This window comes from Stenotrophomonas sp. BIGb0135 (assembly GCF_024810105.1).
Classification (GTDB): Bacteria; Pseudomonadota; Gammaproteobacteria; order Xanthomonadales; family Xanthomonadaceae; genus Stenotrophomonas; species Stenotrophomonas maltophilia_AB.
Genome location: NZ_JANUDX010000001.1, coordinates 214,650 through 231,192 on the forward strand (window position 1 = coordinate 214,650; position 16,543 = coordinate 231,192).

Below are 16,543 nucleotides of genomic sequence, written 5' to 3' on the forward strand. Positions count from 1 at the left end.
TTTACCCAAAAGGGGTATTATGTCCCCACCTCTTCGCGCTGGAGCGCGCCATGACCCTGCCACTGGATCTGCCCGGCCTTGAGAAGGCCACCGCGTCATCGGTGAAAACCCGTGGCTGGCCGAGCCTGATGCGCACCGTGCGCGAGAAGCAGGCGCTGGTGATCACCAACCACAACCACCCCGAAGCGGTGATCGTGGACATCAAGGCCTACCAGGAACTGCTGGCCAGGGCCGCCGGGGCGGCGGGCGACGCGCGAGGCGGTACGCTGGAGCGCCTGCGCGCCGAGTTCGACGCGCAACTGGTCGGGCTCAATCGTGATGGCGGGCTCGGCAAGGTGCTGGGCAAGCCGATCCATCGCGGCAAGATCACCCCCGGCAAGTCGCTCTGACCGATGGGGCGGATCCTGGTGCTGGCCGGCGTCAACGGCGCCGGCAAGAGTTCGCTGCTGGGCACCCTGCTGGAAGCCCAGGGATTGTCCTGGTACAACCCCGACGCGTTCACCCGCGCCCTGGTCCAGGCGGGCTGGGTAGAGGCCGAGGCCAACGCGATGGCATGGCACGAAGGGACCCGGCGACTGCGCCAGGCGATGGCCGATGGCAGCGATTTCGCCTTTGAAAGCACGCTCGGCGGCAACACCATTCCGCGCCTGCTGGGCGAGGCCTGCGCGTCGCATGAGGTGGCCATCTGGTTCTGCGGCCTGGACAGCGTGGACCTGCACGTCGAGCGCGTGGCGGCCCGGGTCAGCCGTGGGGGCCACGACATCCCGCAGGACAAGATCCGCGCCCGCTACGACGCCTCACGCGAGAACCTCATCGATCTGCTTCCGTCGCTGGCCGAGCTGCACGTCTACGACAACAGCGCCCCGCTGGACGAGCAGGGTCGCGCCGACCCGCGGCCCCTGCTGCAACTGGACCGCGATGGCCTGCATTACCCGGTGTCGGTCGCCGAATTGCTGCACACCCCGGACTGGGCCAAGCCGATCGTGATGCGGGCGATGGAACTGCACGCCGGCGCTGCCTGACGCAGCGGGCAGGGGGCGGTGCACACGCGGCGCACACATCCGTATGCGCGGTGCTTACATGGTGCTGCCTACCTTGGACCCAGGGCGCAATGGCGACCCGTTTTCCCAAGGAGTCCACGATGCAGCAGCACATTCCCGCAGGCACCCTCGTCGTCGTCGCAGATGGCGGCTCGGCCCGTGTGTTCACCAACGTCGGCGATGGCCGCACCCTGCAGCTCAAGCAGCACGATGAGCTGAAGGTCCAGGACATCAGCGCACAGGGTGTCTCCGGCCAAGGGCCATCGGGCTCGATGCCGCAGGACATGAGCATTTCGCAGATGAACGAAGCCACCTTCGCCAAGCAGCTGGCCGGCCAGTTGAACGAAGACGCCCTCAACAACCGCTATGCCCACCTGGTGCTGATCGCCGATCCGCAGACGCTGGGCCGGATCCGGCCGCAGCTGCACAAGGAAGTCCAGTCGCGGTTGCTCGCCGACCTGGCCAAAGATCTGACCAACGCCCCGCTCGAAGACATCCAGCGGGCGCTTGAGCAGGCGCGATGAGCTACAGCCGCGACTACGCCAGCCAGGAGCCCTCCCGCGCCGACATCGACGCGGGTAGGGGCTGGCAACTGCTCGAGTTCGGCGCGCCGTGGTGCCCGCACTGCAGTGCCGCCCAGTCGGTCCTCAAGGACTGGCTGGACGTGCACGAGATGCCGCACCTGAAGATCGAGGACGGCAAGGGCCGGCCTGGGGGCCGCTCGTTCAAGGTCACGCTGTGGCCGACGGTGATCCTGCTGCGCGACGGGCAGGAGGTGGCGCGGGTGGTGCGGCCGCGCGGGGATGGCGATCTGGCGGTGTTCGGTCACGCGCTGCAGGGCTAGAATCCCGGCGTTGGTTGTTTGCCGGGATCCACGCGTGCCCTATGGAAAAAAGGACATCACCGCCGCCGATGGGCAGGGCCGCAGCGTGCCCTTCGCGCCGGATGCGCCAGTGCTGTGCCGCGCGCGCGACTACCCCCCCGGCACCGTGATTCCGCTGCACCATCATCCCGACCGCCATCAGCTGGTGTACGCCGAGACCGGCGTATTGGTGGTGCAGGCAGGTGCGGGGCGATGGGTGGTGCCAAGCACGCGCGCGATCTGGATGCCGGTCGGCATGGGCCACAAGGTGAGCTGCATCGGCGCGGTCGGCATGCGCAGCCTGTACATCCTGCCGTCGGCCATCGCCCACCCGCCGGGCACGGCCTCCACGGTCTCGGTCACGCCGTTGCTGGCCGCGCTGATCCGCGCCGCCGTCGAGGTGCAGCAGCCGTATCGCCAGGACTCCCGCGATGGCCGGGTCATGCAACTGATCCTCGACGAACTGCAGACGCTGCCGGTGTTGCCGCTGCACCTGCCGCAACCGCGGGACCCGCGCCTGCAGGCCATCGCCCGCCGGCTGGAATCCGCCCCGGATGATCCCTCCACGCTGCAGGACTGGGCGCGCCGCCTGTCGGTGGACGTCAAGACGATCCAGCGCCTGTGCGCGCGCGAGCTGGGCATGACCTTCGGCCAGTGGCGGCAGCAGGCGCGGTTGCTGCGCGCCCTGGAGCGGCTGGCGCACGGGGACAAGATCATCGATGTGGCGCTGTCGCTGGGGTATGCCAGCCCCAGCGCGTTCACCGCGATGTTCAAGAAGCGCTTCGGGGAACGGCCGAGCCAGTTCTTCCACTGACGCCGCGCACGGACCGCGCGCAGCGTGGTATCAGTGCGGCCGGGTTTTCGGCAGGAACGCCGTCGCCAGGCCCAGCAGCGGCAGGTACGAGGTGAAGTGGTAGACCCACACGATGCCGTGGATGTCGGCCAGCTTGCCCAGGCCTGCCGCGCCCACGCCGCCGATGCCGAACATCAGGCCGAACATCAGCCCCGACACCATGCCCACGCGGCCCGGCACGGCTTCCTGCGCATACACGACCAGCGCGGCGAAGGCCGAGGACATCACCAGGCCGACCGCGATCGCCAGCACCGCCGTGCCCATCAGGTTGGCGTAGGGCAGGGCGAGCGCGAACGGGGCCACGCCAAGGAACGAGATCCAGATCACCGCCTTGCGCCCGATCCGGTCGCCGACCGGGCCGCCGATGAAGGTACCCAGCGCGATCGAGGCCAGGAAGATGAAGAGATACATCTGACTCTGCTGCACGCTGAGGTGGAAGCGTTCGATCAGGTAGAAGGTGAAAAAGTTGGTGAACGAGGCGATATAGACGAACTTGGCGAACATCAGCACCGAGATCACCACGATCGCCTGCACTACCTTGCCGCGGCTGAGGCCGGTGCCGTGGTTGCGCGCCAGGCTGCTCATCTTGGCCTGGCCATGGCGCACGGTCCAACCGGTGAGCCGGAACAGCACGAAGATGGCGACCGCGGCGATCAGCATGAACCAACCGATCGCACGCTGGCCGTGCGGGATCACCACGGCCGCCGCCAGCAGGGGACCCAGTGCCGAGCCGGTGTTGCCGCCCACCTGGAAGGTGGACTGCGCCGTGCCGAAGCGACCGCCCGAGGCCATCCGCGCCACCCGCGACGCTTCCGGGTGGAAGGTGGCCGAGCCCACGCCGACGACGGCGGCCGCCACCAGCAGCATCTCGTAACTGTTGGCCAGGGCCATCATCGCGATGCCGATGAAGGTGGCCACCATGCCCGACGGCAGCAGGTACGGCAGCGGGCGCTTGTCGGTGTACATGCCCACCCATGGCTGCAGCAGCGAGGCGGTGACCTGGTAAACCAGCGCGAGCACGCCGATCTGGCCGAAGCTCAGCTGGAACTCGCTCTTGAACATCGGGTACACCGCCGGCAGCACCGCCTGGATCATGTCGTTGAGCAGGTGCGCGAACGCGGCCGCGCCGACGATGCGGATCGCAAAGCCCTGGTTGACCGGGGCGGCGGGCGTGGCGGCGGGAATGTTCGAGGGGGAGCTGGGGGCGGGGGGCGGTGCAGTCATGGGCGGCATCAAACGCAGGAGGGTCGCGATACCAGGCGCGGGGCGCGGCTGGCCCCGGACCGGCGGACGGGGGAGATGGATAAGCGTAGGCGCTCGACGGCGTCCCGTCTCGCGCGATTTGGGCGGCCGTCGTCGCGATTGGGGCACCGTTGCCGCCACGCGCAGTGAACGCGCGCTTCAGTCCCGGCCTCTACAATGGAGCGCTCGTTTCAAGGAGGTCACGGCATGAATGCCGATACAAACAGGGACGGCGCAGCGAGCATCGCGCGCCATCGTAGTGCCGCCGAGGTGGCCTTCAACCCGGACTACGGTTCGGCCAACAGCGAGTACCGCGCCGGCGTGGGGGCCCACGCGATCAGCTGGAATCCCGGCGATGGGGCAGTCAAGGGCGCCACCGAGCGCGACGTCGCCAAGCTCGGCGCGACGGCGCAGACCCAGGGCCAGGCGGTCACCTTCACCCACGCCAGTGCCGATGGCCTGGTGAACTACCAGGTGCAGATGGAACAGATGGCCGGGGTGCGCGCCGAGCACGGCGGCAGCGGCAGCCGTGGTGCCGCTGCCGAAGTGTCCAGCACTGCCGGCACGCGCGGTCGCTATCTGGTCAGCCTGCCCGCCGGGCAGGATGCGACCGACGCGGCGCGGGTGTCTCCGTTCGATCCCACCTCGATTCCGGTCGGTGGCCGGGTCACGCTGGATGGGCAGGCGTTCCAGGGCACTGCGCTGGATGCCAGCTTCCGCCACATCGCCACCCAGACCCAGCTCACCGAGGCCGCCGGGGCCAGCTACCGCGTGGACCGCGTGGATGCGCAGCATGTGCGCGTGAGCATGGGGCCCAACCAGGCGGTATCGGCGTTCAACGGGCTCGGTGTGTCGGCCGGTGGCGTCAGCGCGATGCTCGGCCGCCAGGACGCGCTCGGCCAGTCCACGGTGAAGACCGCGACCTTCGACCTCGGCCAGGCCGATGGCCAGGCCGCCTACGCGCATTTCGTGGCGACCGGCGAAATCGCCGCGCAGACGCCCGGCGTCGAAGCGGCCGCGACGGTGGAACGGCTCGGGATGAGTTCGCAGACGCGTCTCAAGGTAGGCATCGGTGAGCACCTGGGCGCGGACCTGGGCGGCGCACGCAATGCCGGTGAGGTAGTGCGCACGCGCTTCGACGACGGCAGCCATGTCGATGCGCGTCGCGTGGAATACAGTGGCAACGTGCCGATGACCCGGCTGAGCGTGCACGCCGCCGATGGCACCGAGAATGTCCAGGCACGGCGCTATGAGTTCCAGCTCGACCTGCGCAACCAGCCGCACGCCGAGCAGATCGCCGGCATGCTCAACACCGCGCTCACCGGCGACACCCGCCGCGAGGGACCGGTGCAGGCCGGCGACACCCTCACCCTGCGCTTCAGCGAGCCGCAGATGCGCGCGTTGATGGCGCAGACCCAGGCGCTGGTGAAGGACAACCCCGGTGCCGACCCGCGTTGGCACGTGTTGGCCGATGACGGGCAAGGCAGGCCGCAGCAGGATGTGGATGCGTTCGCCACCACGATGGCGCGCATGCAGGGCCAGTCCGCGCATGGCATGGCCGAGCGCCTGTTCAAGCTCTCCAACGCCGCCGACGGCGATCCGCGCGGCGGCTTCGTCCCGATTGACGCCAGCGTGGACAGCCCGCGGCTGCGCAACCTGCCGGCGCCGACGCCCCTGCTGCCGCAGGACCCGCGCCATGCCGACAGCCCCGACCACGGGTTGATGCGGCAGGGCCAGTCGGCGGTCGGTGCGCTGGACCAGGGCATGGGTCGCCAGTCCGATGCGATGAGCGAGCGCCTGTACATGGGCCTGCTGGTGGCGGCGCGGCGCGAGGGCCTGGAGCGGATCGACCAGGCCGTGCTCAGCGAGAACGGCCAGTACGCGTTCGCCGTCCAGGGCGACCCGCACGGCGCGGACCGCCGGCTGGCGCGGGCCGAGACCACCGAGGCGGTGGCGACGCCGGTGGGCGAGCACGTGCGTGCGTTGCAGACCGTGGCCGAGGCGCGGGCGCCGGCGCCGGAGACCGCGCGCGCGGCCGAGCAGGTGCAGGCCAGTGAGATCGCCCGCCAGGCATGACGCATGGCGCGCGTAACGTGCGCCTCCCCCCTATCCACGAGTCTGCTGCATGCCGTTTTCCCTGCTTGCGCTGGCCGCCGTCCTGGCCAGCGCCGAGGCCGCGCCTGTCGATCTTCTGCAGCCGGGCCTGTACCGGCTGGACCCGGAGGCGTACCTGTCGGCACCGCCGGCCATCGCGCCGCCTGGCCAGGCGTACCGGCAACGCGTGGAGCACGCGCTGCCGGTGGCGGCCAAGGTCCGCTATGCCTACGTCTCGCGTGACCGCCAGGCCGGGCTCAACAAGCTGGTGTTCGTCACCGATGCGGACGATCGCGACGACGGCAACCCCGTGCATCGGCTGTGCCAGGCCTATGCGTTTCCGGGCTGGAACGCCCGGTCCGACGCGCAGCCGTTCTGTCGCACCCACATCGGCACCGACGGCAGCGAGGCGGTGATCGAGTGGACCGCAACCCGGTTCACGGTGCGCTGGGACGACCAGAAGCGCGCCACCGGGACCGAGCAGGTTCCGGCGGTGCGCACGCCTACGCCGGAGGAGGCCGGCATCTGCGCCATCGCCGATGTCTGCGCGCCGGAGGCGTATGGGCGCAGCATCCAGCACTACGAGGTGACCCACTACCGCGACGGCTTTGCCCTGGCGCAGGCGCGCGACTACCAGGACGTGCTGTACCTGCCCAACGCGATTGCGCTGCACGCGCATGCCGGCCAGGAAGGCGGCGGCACCCCGTTGGCGGCCGGCAGTTTCGTGGCGGTGCTCGCGCGCACGCCGTCGTGGTATCGGGTAGAGCAGGTGGCGGCCGATGGCGGCAGCAGGACCGGCTGGATCGATCGCGATGCACTGTCGCGGCCGCTGTGGGTGGAACAGGCCGCCAGCGCACCCGGGTTCCGGTTTCGTCTGGGGTTCGAGCGTGACACGCAGGACGAGGCGCGACGAGTGCTGACGGCGATCGAGGTGCTCGACGCCCGCACCGGTGAGCGCGTGCAGGTCCTGAGGGATTTCGATACCGAGCCGGTCCTGGCGGGCGAATCCGACCTGCTGCAGGTGGTGGACGCCGACGCCGACGGCCACCCCGATCTCCTCCTGCCGGCCTGGTCGGGCGGCGCCGGGGGCGAGGGCACGTTCAATGTCTTCGTGTTCGATCCGGCCACGCACCGGTTCGTGTTCGATCCGGCGCGCTCCGATCCCTGAGCGCGGGTCGCCCCGCGCCCTGCCGCGCGCTTACCAGTCGGTCGGCGCGTAGTCCTTCAGGAACTGGCCCCAGACGTGCTCGCCGGTGTTGAAGCCATGGATGATCGGGTCGACGATGCGCGCGGCGCCGTCGACGATATCCAGCGGCGGGTGGAAGCGCTCTTCCTGCACTTTCTTGGCGGCGATCTCCGCCGGATCCTCGTCGGTCACCCAGCCGGTGTCCACGCTGTTCATGTGGATGCCGTCGTTCTGGTAATCGGCCGCCGAGGTGCGCGTCATCATGTTCAACGCGGCCTTGGCCATGTTGGTATGCGGGTGGCGGGTGGTCTTGAAGTTGCGGTAGAACTGGCCCTCCATCGCCGACACGTTGACGATGTGCTTGTCGCGCTCGGGCGTGGCCAGCATCAGCGGCTTCAGGCGCGCGTTGATGATGAACGGCGCGATCGCATTGACCAGCTGGGTTTCCAGCAATTCCACCGACGGTACTTCGGCCATCAACAGGCGCCAGGAATTGCGGCCGCGCAGGTCCACCTGCTGCAGGTCCTGGTCCAGACGGCCCTCGGGGAACAGATGCTGCTGGCCCACCAGCTCGTCTTCCAGCAGCGCCACCTGCGACAACTCGGCCGCGCGGGTCAGGCCATCGGCCCCGTTGAGGCCGCGCTCCTGCACCGCCGGCAGCGCGATCGCCGAGGCGTCGCTCAGCAGTTCCGGGCTGCGCAGGCCTTCGTACTGGCCGACCAGCTTGCGCACCGTTTCCGGCAGCTCGTGCAGCGCGGCGGTCTCACCGGCCATCATGTGCGCGTAGAACTGCGGCGGGCGGCGCACGGTCTGGCAGGCGTTGTTGATGATGAAGTCCAACCGCGTACGGGTGGCCAGCAACTCGTTGCAGAACGCTTCCACGCTGGGCGTATGGCGCAGGTCCAGGCCGTACACCTGCAGGCGGTGGCCCCACTCGGCGAAGTCCGGCTCTTCGGCATAGCGGGCCGCCGAGTCGCGCGGGAAGCGCGTGGTCACGATGAGTTCGGCACCGGCACGCAGCAGCTTCAGGCCGGCCTGGTAACCGATCTTGACCCGGCCGCCGGTCAACAGCGCGACGCGACCGCGCAGGTCGGCGGTCTCGGTGCGCTTGGTGAAGTTCAACGCGGCGCAGGTCGGGCACATCTGGTCGTAGAAATGGTGCAGCTGGGTGAACTTCTGCTTGCACACGTAGCAGTGGCGCAGTTCCGGCGAATGCACCGGCTCGGGTGCTGCCGCGACGCCTTCGCCATTGTGCGCGTCATGCAGGCCGGCGGCGTGCGGCGGGAAATAGTTCGGCGTGCTGAACACCGGCTTGCGGCGCAGCGTGCGGATGCCGGTCTGCTCGAGCAGGGCCTCGGCCTTGCGCACCTTTTCCTGGTGGCGCTGCTTGGCCTGCTGCTTGAGCATCTGCCGGCGCGCCTTCGGCTCGGGGTGATAGACCTTGGCCACCACCTGGTGCAGGCGCGCGCGATCGGCGTCGGGCAGGGTGTCGAGCACGCTGCGGTCGGCCTCGATCGCCTCCAGCAGGTCCAGCGCGACGCGCAGGCGGTCGGTCAGGGGCAGATCGTCGGCGGCGAGGGGAGGGGCGATGGCGTTCAATTCAGATCCGGGAGCAGCGGTAGGGAGACAGCGACGGACGGCAGAGCGATGAACGCCTCGATGCGGGCCCACGCTGTAACTGACCGGGGCATCCGGTCGCCGGCCATTGTCCCCGATCCGGGGGTGTTGGCGCCAATCGGGTCGGCGGCCGCGTTGTTCAGCTTGCCAGCGGCGTCCCGCAGACGTGGGGCGGCCGGTGCTACCGGGCGCATGTGCCTGGCAGCGACGGACAGCGGCGCAGTGGCCGGCGCTTGCCGGCCACTGCGCGATGGCTGCGTTACCCGCGTTTTTTCCAGCTCGCCTCGTCCTCCGCGGCCGCCTCGGTTGCGCGACGCACCGCCTCCTCGGCGGCGGCATCGGCGCGCCGGAGGGCCTCGTTGGCAGCATCAATGGCCTGTTGCGACGCGGCCATCGCCTCACGGATGGCCTGCTCGCTGGCGACCATGGCCGCGTCGGCCAGCGCCTGGGCGATCTGCAGCGGCGACGTTCGCGGGGTGCGGGCATCCTCTGGCGTCGCCGGGCCTGGCGACGGCACCGGCGGGGGGATGTCCCCGTCCCCGGAGGATGCCAGTGTCCCGCCGGTGCGCGCGCCCGGCATGTGCAGCAGCGCGGCCCGCGCGCTCGCCAGGGTCTGCTCGGCCTGCGCCCGCGCCGCAGCGAGGTCCTGCGGCGCGGCAGGCTCGGCATCCCCCTGGTCACTGTGCGGGGCATCGGGCGTAGCCTCGGCGGCACGATCACGATCACGATCACCGGACACAAGCGTGTACTCGGCCAGGGTAATGGCGTCGTCCTCCACCTGCAGCACGATATGCACGCCTGGAGCCTCGATGGGGAAGCGCACGCTGGTGCCGTCCTGTCCCAACTGCCCGTGCTGGAGCGGGTAGGTGCGCAGGACGGCATGGACATCGCGCAGCAGTTGGCGCGAGGCGGCGTGGATCGTGGGCTCTTCCAGGGCCAGGCCGCGCAGGATGGGCGCGACCTGCTGCACCGCCAGCGAGATGCGTGCAAAGCCTATCCGCTGGCCCGCTGCCAGGGTCATGTCGATGATCTGCCGCGCTTCCTGCAGGGAGGGCAGATGCTGCACCTGTGGCGCATCGAGCGTATCGAACCACAGGGGGCGCAGTGCGTTAAGGGAACGCGTGGCGTTGGCCAGCCGCTGCCCGGCACTCCCATCGGGATGCTCGACATGGAGGTAGAACCGATAGTAGTCGCAGAACTCGAGCGGATGGCGCGCATGTTGCAACGCGAAGCCGGCCGCTTCAGCATGCGGGCCGCTGCCGTCGGCCGCCGCGCCGTATTCGGCGGCCAGGTGCCACAGCGCCACGCTGCCGCGGAGGTCCAGCTGCTGCAGCAGTGGCGCGTCACCGGCACCGATGGCGGACAGGAACGATTGCGACGACTTCAGCATCGCGTTGGTGAGCAGCGCATGCCGCGACAGCACGGACGCCACCTGCCCGGCAAGCGCGCTGCCGTTCTCGCCTTGCTCCAGCCGGTATAGCGCATCGAGGTCGTTCGCTCCCAGGCTGAGCAGCTTGCTCGGGCTTACCTGCAGTCCGACCCGTGGCAACCAGGCCAGGCCCGAGCCATGCAACCCTTTCTGGAGGCCATCCAGCAGCCGGGGCTCATCGGCGAAGTAATAGCGATGATCCTGGTTGCCAATGGCCCACTGCAGCCACGCGTCCGCGTCGTCGATCAGGTGCACGACCCGCCGGCAGCGCTCACTGAGCAGGCGAGGGTGGGAAATGGAACGATCAGCAACAAAGAGTGTCATCTACGCGTCTCCTTGGCGGCCATGACGGGCCGGACGTCCTTCGGGATGGAATGCGGCGGTTTACCAACACGCGCGGTGGCGAGGACCGGGCGGGGCGGTCCAAGGATAAACACGGATGGGGGCGTGCTGGTTACGTCTATCCTTGGAATGCGCGTCCCGCTCACCGCGTGCTTGTTGGCCCGGGCGCGCTACCTTAGGATCGGTGAGAGATCCGCGTTGGGCGTGTGCGATGACAGAGGTAGACCCGCGCCACTACCGCTGGATGGGGGCGTGTTGAACGGGAGGGATATGAAGCAGGTGAGTGACAGGGGCGGTGGCCAGCTCAAGATCGCCATGGGTGTGGCAGTGTTGGCAACGGCGGTGGCGGATGGCCGGTGTTGCTCGAACCAGCGTCCAGCGGTTTCGCGCGCCCATGCGGCCCCGACCGGGCATTGCGTGGACGTGTGTTGAACCTGCGGCTCGCGGAACGCTGGAAGCGTATGGGTAACCGTGGTCCCGACGTGGGGGTGATGCTGCTTTTTGCACTGCTGGCCGGGCTCTTCCTCTGGGGCGCCCATGCCATGGCTTATCCGGAGCACGGCTGTGTTCGGATGGGCAAGGGCAACAGCGGCCCGCTGCAGTGCAGCCCGCGGCAACTGCTCGATAACGCGCGCTGGCTGCTGTTGCTCGGGGTGCTTGCCGCCCTTCCCGTCGTCTACATTGTGTGGGGCTGGATCCTGGCGATGGCGCGTCCCTTGTCGCCAGAAAAGCAATGGCCGGAATAACGGAGGGCGACCAATGTCCATCGTCGAAATGAACATCCACATTTCGTACGCGCAACTGTGCGTTTTCTCAAGCAACCTCGATCATCCCTTCAACCAGTGGAGCGAACGGCACGTCAGCCAGGGATTCTCCTGGCGCGACTGCAGCGTGTCCTTCAGGACGCTGCTGGAGGAGGGGAGGTGCGTGGTGCGCGCCTATGTGGACGAGCCCATCCCCAGCCTTGGCGTGGACGTGGTACGTGCCTTCAAGGTTCCTTTCGTCACCACCGACGGCCACATAGAAATCGGCAGCGTTATCGATACGGTGCCCTTGCAGCTTGCGCCCGGCGATTATGTCCTTCAGGTGGAGCTTCTGTGGGCATCGCCTGATATCCAGCAGGCCAATGTCAGGTTGAACAAGGGAGCAGGGCAGCTCGACATACTCAGGGCGGATGGCAGCATTGAACGGGACGGCGCGTTGGACGCCGTTGCTGTTGCTGCGCTGTAGGGGGCGCAGCGGCGGCACCGCGCCATGTGCGCCCGGCAATCCGATCAATCGCCGTGAGACGTCGTGCGGCCCTCCCGCGTTGGCGGGCGCTCCGTCGCTGGCAGCGGCCTGGAAACGGACGCGCGCGTGATCAGCCGGTGCGCGAGCACATGGTTGACCGTGCCGCGTGGCGCGGACGCGGGGCGTCGGATCTCGCGCAGCAGGATGTCGATGGCGGTGTCGGCCATCTCCGCCACCGGTTGATGGATCGTGGTCAGCTCAGGCCACACCATGGTCGATGCGGAGGTGTCGTCGAACCCCACCACCGACAGATCGCCCGGTACGGCCAGGCCACGACGATGCGCGACGGACACAACGGCCGAGGCCATGTCATCGTTGCTGGCGAAGATCGCGCTGGGCGGCGCGGACAGGGCCAGCAGCCGCTCGGCGGCTTCCAGTCCGGAGCGATAGGTGAAGTACCCCGGCTGGACGAGTGCATCGTCATGGTGGATGCCGGCGGCGGCCAGCGCATCCCGATACCCCTGCCAGCGGTGCGCGCTGGCGGTCTGGTTCGGATCGCCCGTGATGTAGCCGATGCGGGTGTGGCCGTGGGCAATCAGATGCGACACCATTTCGTGGCTGGCCCGACGATCATCGATCCGCACGCAGGACAGCCGGTCGCTGAACTGGCTGGAGGCGATGGAGACCACGGGAATGCCTGCACCGACGAACGCGTCGACGATGTCCTCCGATTCGCATAGGGGCGGCGGCAGGATCACGCCCGCAACGCCGCCGGCGAGTTGCCGCGCCGCCTCGCGACGCGCCGGGGTGCCCAGCTCATCCCAGCTGGCGATCACCAACTGTGCCGCCGCCCGGGTCGACCCGCGCAGCGCGCCGACCAGCAGTTCGCGCAGGTAGCTCGAGCTGGGATTGGTGTAGATCAGCGCGATGCAGGTGTGTTGCGCCGCGGCCAGGGCGCTGGCGGCCAGGTTGGGCCGGTAGTCCAGTTCGTGCACGCTGCGCATGACGCGCGCGCGGTTGCCTTCACGCACGCCGGCATGGCCGTTGATGACGCGCGATACAGTCATGGCGGAGACGCCTGCATGCGCCGCCACGTCGTCGATGGTGATGGCGCTTGCCTTTCGACGGACCGCTTTGTGACTGCTCTTCAAGGCCTGGCTTCCTTTGTTGCGCTGCATGATGACAAGCGCAACCCCGGATGATTAGTCTGCGCCCGTGACGTGATGGTAGCGCTACCACTGGGCCGGAGTAAGGCCAGCAGGTACCCCCCCTTTACCACGCGGCTGTTCTGGCAAGCCTGAAAGCGAGTTTGAGTCGCAGTTTGCGCTCGGCGCACTGCGATGTTCGGTGTGGAAGACGGGCATCGCCCGTACGTGCCCCCAGGAGGGGCGGTACATCCATTCGATCGTTATGTCAGAGGGGAGAGTCATGCGCGCATCTACGTTCCGTCGTACCCCAGGCCGGAGGGCTCGTTCATGAGCCGGACGCTGGCGAAGTTCACCTCCAGGGCCATGTTTACCTTTGTAGGCGGCGTTCTGGTCATCAATCCCGCATTCGCACAGGATGCGGCAACGCCGCCTCCCGTTGCCCAACCGCAGGCCCAGCCCAGCCCGACACAGCTGGACGCCGTCCAGGTGACCGGCATCCGCAACAGCCTCAGCCAGGCGATGGACATCAAGCGCGACTCGGCCGGCGTGGTGGATGCGATCAGCGCCGAGGACATCGGCAAGTTCCCCGATACCAACCTGGCCGAATCGCTGCAACGCATCACCGGCATCTCCATCGAACGCCGTGATGGTGAAGGCGCCCAGGTAACGGCGCGGGGCTTTGGCCCGCAGTTCAACATGGTCACGCTCAATGGGCGGCAGATGCCGGGTGCCGATGCATTCGGTGCCGCCGGACAGGTTGCCATCGGCGGTGTCGACGGCGGCACCCGTGCCTTCAACTTCGCCCAGTTGGCCGCGGAATCCATCAATGGCATCGAGGTCTACAAGACCAGCCAGGCCAATGTTCCCAGCGGTGGTATCGGCGCCACCATCAACATCCTGACCGGACGCCCGTTCGATCATGAGGGCACCGTGGCCAGTGCCGGCGCGAAAGTCGTCTCCGACCAGAGCCAGCCGTTCGACAACGACCTGACGCCCGAACTGTCCGGCATCTTCAGCTACAGCAACCCGGACAAGACCTTCGGTGTCGGGGTGAGTGCCAGCTACCAGAAGCGCAAGGGTGGCTCGGTCCAGGCCACCGACAATTACTGGAACGTGCAGCCGTGGACCGGCACGATGCCCGGCAACCCGACCGTGGTCAACGCCCCGGCGGTCGGCGCGCTGTATGCCCGTCCCAACGACCTGCGCTATGCGTTCTCCGAGTTCGAGCGCGAGCGCATCAATGGCCAGGCGGTGCTGCAGTTCGCCCCCACCGACGCGGTGACGCTGACCCTGGACTACACGTATTCGACCAACGAGATCACCGAGAATCGTGGCGAGCAGGGGATGTGGCTGCAGAACAGCAATTACACCGATGTCACGTTCGATACCAGCGGCGCGGTCGCGACCCCGATCTACATCCGCGAAATCGCCGGGACCAAGGACTTCGGGCTTGAACAGCAGCGCAGCATGCAGAAGTACAAGCTGGGATCGCTCGGCTTCAATGCCCTGTGGAACGTCACCGACCGGTTCAAGCTGACCTTCGACGCGCACGATTCGAAGAACGAAAGCCGGCCGAACGATCCGCTGACCGGCGGTGGCTCCATCTTCAGCAGCATCGCCGGTACCAACAACTGCACCAGCGGGCCGCATTGCGGCGGGTCGTGGGTGCAGGAAATGAACTTCAACAACGGCCTGCCGGTGGGCACCCAGGTCTGGTACCCGAGCACGGCCGATGCCATCGCCAAGACCAACGGCGTGGTCAACCCGGGCTTTGCGCCGGGAGAGATCGGTTCGCAGGTGCTGCGCATCAATTCGCAGACCCAGGTCAGCGAGATCAAGCAGGGGCGCATCGACGGTGAGTGGAGCTTCGACAAGGGACGCTTCCAGTTCGGCGTGGATTCGAGCAAGCAGACCACCCACCGCATCCAGGCAGCGGAGAATTACAGCACCCTGGGCGACTGGGGCGTGGCCAACGTGGACGGGGATGTCGCCAACGGGCTGATGGACCTGCTGCAGCCGGTCAACATCGTGGGGTTGTTCAACGACTTCAACGCCAACAGCTTTACCGCGTGGCGTGGCGATGCGGGCCGCATTGCGCAGTGGGCTGCGGACAACTACAACGCCAGTCTCGGCGTGAGCCCGCAGCGCGCCGCCGACAACCTGGTGGAGGAAAAAACCAAATCGGCCTACTTCCAGGTCGAGCTGGACGGCGAGCTGGGCGGCATGCGGACCAATACCCGCCTGGGCGTGCGCTATGAAACCACCGACGTGGTATCGACCTCGGTCATCGCCATCCCGGAAGCCATCGAATGGCAGTCCAACAACGACTTCCGCGTGGTGTTGTCCGACGAGCAACAGCCGTTCACCGAGAAGAACAGCTACAGCTACATCCTGCCCAACCTCGACTTCAGCATCGACCTGATGGACGACCTGAAGGGGCGCGTCTCGTTCGGCAAGAGCATCGCGCGCGCGCCGATCGGCAACCTCTATGCGGGCCCGACCGCACAGCAGCCGTTTGGCTCGGTGCTGATCGATCCGTCGTCGCGGGCCAGCGGCACCGCGCAGAACCCGCAGCTGAAGCCGCTGGAATCGGACAATCTCGACCTGGCGCTGGAGTGGTACTTCGCCGACGCGAGCTACGTGTCGTTGACGTACTGGAACAAGTCGGTCAACAACTTCATCGGCAACACCATCGTGCAGGAAAACCTGTACGGGCTCAGGGACCCCACCTCCGGTCCGGATGCGCAGGCAGCGTTGGCGTTCCTCAACAGCGGCGCCTGCATCACCCAGGTGGGTGCGGCCAACGCGGCGGCCTGCTCGGCCAACGATACGGCGCTGTTCACCGCGCTGGCCCTTCTGCGCAACAACCCGGCCGGGCTGGGCGCCTATAACGGTACCGACGCGCAGGTCCTGGCGACCGAAGCGGCCTACGATCTTTATGGGCAGGCCGGCGACCCGCTGTACCAGTTCAACGTCAACCGGCCGATCAACCAGAACCAGGCCAAGCTGCACGGTTGGGAGCTGGGCGGGCAGTACTTCTTCGGGGATACCGGGTTTGGCGTCCTCGCCAATTACACCCTGGTGAATGGCGATGTCGGCTACGACAACGGGGGCGACCCGGGCATCGACCAGTTCGCGCTGACCGGCCTCAGTGACACCGCAAACGCCGTGCTAATGTACGAAAAATACGGTTGGTCGGTGCGGCTTGCGTGGAACTGGCGTGACCAGTACCTGATCCTCGCCAACCAGGGGGCCAGCCGCAATCCGTACTACGTGGAAGCGTACGAGCAGTGGGATCTCAGCGTGAATTACACCCTGGATGATCATTGGTCGTTCGGTCTGGAAGCGATCAACCTGACCGGTGAGGACGTCCGCTGGCGCTCGCGCACCTCGCAGATGATCGTGAAGCTGGCTGACCAGAGCCCGCGTTACATGCTCGGCGTTCGTTACAGGTTCTGAACGGTGGGTGCCGCTGTCGATGCAGCGGCACCTGTTCACGG

General features: G+C 67.7%; 14 protein-coding genes. 10 read left to right on the forward strand and 4 right to left on the reverse strand.

Annotated elements, in window-relative coordinates; translation table 11 throughout:
- Nucleotides 1-50: 50 nt before the first annotated feature.
- The 5 genes from M2421_RS00935 to M2421_RS00955 all read left to right on the forward strand — a co-directional run bounded on the left by M2421_RS00935 (nt 51) and on the right by M2421_RS00955 (nt 2,716).
- The gene (locus M2421_RS00935; protein WP_259202644.1) at nt 51-389 is read left to right on the forward strand and encodes a type II toxin-antitoxin system Phd/YefM family antitoxin; all 339 of its coding nucleotides are present in this window, start codon (nt 51-53) and stop codon (nt 387-389) included.
- 3 nt (nt 390-392) lie between these two features.
- The gene (locus M2421_RS00940) at nt 393-1,022 is read left to right on the forward strand and encodes a hypothetical protein (RefSeq protein ID WP_259202646.1); all 630 of its coding nucleotides are present in this window, start codon (nt 393-395) and stop codon (nt 1,020-1,022) included.
- Between the two features lie 119 nt (nt 1,023-1,141).
- Nucleotides 1,142-1,564 (forward strand): host attachment family protein, encoded by a 423-nt coding sequence (locus M2421_RS00945; protein WP_256774361.1) that lies wholly within the window; start codon nt 1,142-1,144, stop codon nt 1,562-1,564.
- Nucleotides 1,561-1,884 (forward strand): thioredoxin family protein, encoded by a 324-nt coding sequence (locus tag M2421_RS00950; RefSeq protein WP_259202648.1) that lies wholly within the window; start codon nt 1,561-1,563, stop codon nt 1,882-1,884. The genes M2421_RS00945 and M2421_RS00950 overlap by 4 nt, the downstream gene beginning before the upstream one ends.
- A 34-nt stretch (nt 1,885-1,918) precedes the next feature.
- Entirely contained in the window at nt 1,919-2,716 is a 798-nt protein-coding gene (locus M2421_RS00955) for a helix-turn-helix transcriptional regulator (RefSeq protein WP_259202649.1), read from the forward strand.
- Between the two features lie 30 nt (nt 2,717-2,746).
- Here the strand turns inward: M2421_RS00955 and M2421_RS00960 are convergent, their stop codons facing one another.
- On the reverse strand, nt 2,747-3,979 hold the full coding sequence (locus M2421_RS00960) for an MFS transporter (RefSeq protein WP_259202650.1): 1,233 nt from the start codon (nt 3,977-3,979) through the stop codon (nt 2,747-2,749).
- Nucleotides 3,980-4,204: 225 nt separating this feature from the next.
- On the opposite strand from M2421_RS00960, the gene M2421_RS00965 reads away from it, so the two are divergent.
- On the forward strand, nt 4,205-6,073 hold the full coding sequence (locus M2421_RS00965; RefSeq protein WP_259202651.1) for an XVIPCD domain-containing protein: 1,869 nt from the start codon (nt 4,205-4,207) through the stop codon (nt 6,071-6,073).
- Between the two features lie 49 nt (nt 6,074-6,122).
- Nucleotides 6,123-7,259 carry a hypothetical protein gene (locus M2421_RS00970; protein WP_259202652.1) on the forward strand — a complete coding sequence of 379 codons (1,137 nt, stop codon included), beginning with the start codon at nt 6,123-6,125 and terminating at the stop codon, nt 7,257-7,259.
- Between the two features lie 30 nt (nt 7,260-7,289).
- Here the strand turns inward: M2421_RS00970 and M2421_RS00975 are convergent, their stop codons facing one another.
- Nucleotides 7,290-8,876 (reverse strand): SDR family oxidoreductase, encoded by a 1,587-nt coding sequence (locus M2421_RS00975; RefSeq protein ID WP_259202653.1) that lies wholly within the window; start codon nt 8,874-8,876, stop codon nt 7,290-7,292.
- 277 nt (nt 8,877-9,153) lie between these two features.
- Nucleotides 9,154-10,647, reverse strand: coding sequence for a hypothetical protein (locus M2421_RS00980; protein ID WP_259202654.1), 1,494 nt, complete (start codon nt 10,645-10,647; stop codon nt 9,154-9,156).
- A 446-nt stretch (nt 10,648-11,093) separates the two neighbouring features.
- Between M2421_RS00980 and M2421_RS00985 the strand changes: the two genes are divergently transcribed.
- Together M2421_RS00985 and comJ are read left to right on the forward strand one after the other, a co-directional pair.
- Nucleotides 11,094-11,411 carry a hypothetical protein gene (locus tag M2421_RS00985; RefSeq protein WP_259202655.1) on the forward strand — a complete coding sequence of 106 codons (318 nt, stop codon included), beginning with the start codon at nt 11,094-11,096 and terminating at the stop codon, nt 11,409-11,411.
- A 13-nt stretch (nt 11,412-11,424) separates the two neighbouring features.
- Nucleotides 11,425-11,895: a competence protein ComJ gene (comJ, locus tag M2421_RS00990; RefSeq protein ID WP_259202656.1), complete on the forward strand. Its 471-nt coding sequence runs from the start codon at nt 11,425-11,427 to the stop codon at nt 11,893-11,895.
- A gap of 44 nt (nt 11,896-11,939) precedes the next feature.
- Here the strand turns inward: comJ and M2421_RS00995 are convergent, their stop codons facing one another.
- Nucleotides 11,940-13,073 carry a LacI family DNA-binding transcriptional regulator gene (locus M2421_RS00995; RefSeq protein WP_259202657.1) on the reverse strand — a complete coding sequence of 378 codons (1,134 nt, stop codon included), beginning with the start codon at nt 13,071-13,073 and terminating at the stop codon, nt 11,940-11,942.
- 297 nt (nt 13,074-13,370) lie between these two features.
- Between M2421_RS00995 and M2421_RS01000 the strand changes: the two genes are divergently transcribed.
- Entirely contained in the window at nt 13,371-16,502 is a 3,132-nt protein-coding gene (locus tag M2421_RS01000; RefSeq protein WP_259202659.1) for a TonB-dependent receptor, read from the forward strand.
- Nucleotides 16,503-16,543: the final 41 nt, after the last annotated feature.

Coding starts and splice junctions, on each gene's coding strand:
- M2421_RS00935 (WP_259202644.1), top strand. CDS start 51: ATGACCCTGCCACTGGATCTGCCCGGCCTTGAGAAGGCCACCGCGTCA.
- M2421_RS00940 (WP_259202646.1), top strand. CDS start 393: ATGGGGCGGATCCTGGTGCTGGCCGGCGTCAACGGCGCCGGCAAGAGT.
- M2421_RS00945 (WP_256774361.1), top strand. CDS start 1,142: ATGCAGCAGCACATTCCCGCAGGCACCCTCGTCGTCGTCGCAGATGGC.
- M2421_RS00950 (WP_259202648.1), top strand. CDS start 1,561: ATGAGCTACAGCCGCGACTACGCCAGCCAGGAGCCCTCCCGCGCCGAC.
- M2421_RS00960 (WP_259202650.1), bottom strand. CDS start 3,979: ATGACTGCACCGCCCCCCGCCCCCAGCTCCCCCTCGAACATTCCCGCC.
- M2421_RS00965 (WP_259202651.1), top strand. CDS start 4,205: ATGAATGCCGATACAAACAGGGACGGCGCAGCGAGCATCGCGCGCCAT.
- M2421_RS00970 (WP_259202652.1), top strand. CDS start 6,123: ATGCCGTTTTCCCTGCTTGCGCTGGCCGCCGTCCTGGCCAGCGCCGAG.
- M2421_RS00980 (WP_259202654.1), bottom strand. CDS start 10,647: ATGACACTCTTTGTTGCTGATCGTTCCATTTCCCACCCTCGCCTGCTC.
- comJ (WP_259202656.1), top strand. CDS start 11,425: ATGTCCATCGTCGAAATGAACATCCACATTTCGTACGCGCAACTGTGC.
- M2421_RS00995 (WP_259202657.1), bottom strand. CDS start 13,073: ATGCAGCGCAACAAAGGAAGCCAGGCCTTGAAGAGCAGTCACAAAGCG.
- M2421_RS01000 (WP_259202659.1), top strand. CDS start 13,371: ATGAGCCGGACGCTGGCGAAGTTCACCTCCAGGGCCATGTTTACCTTT.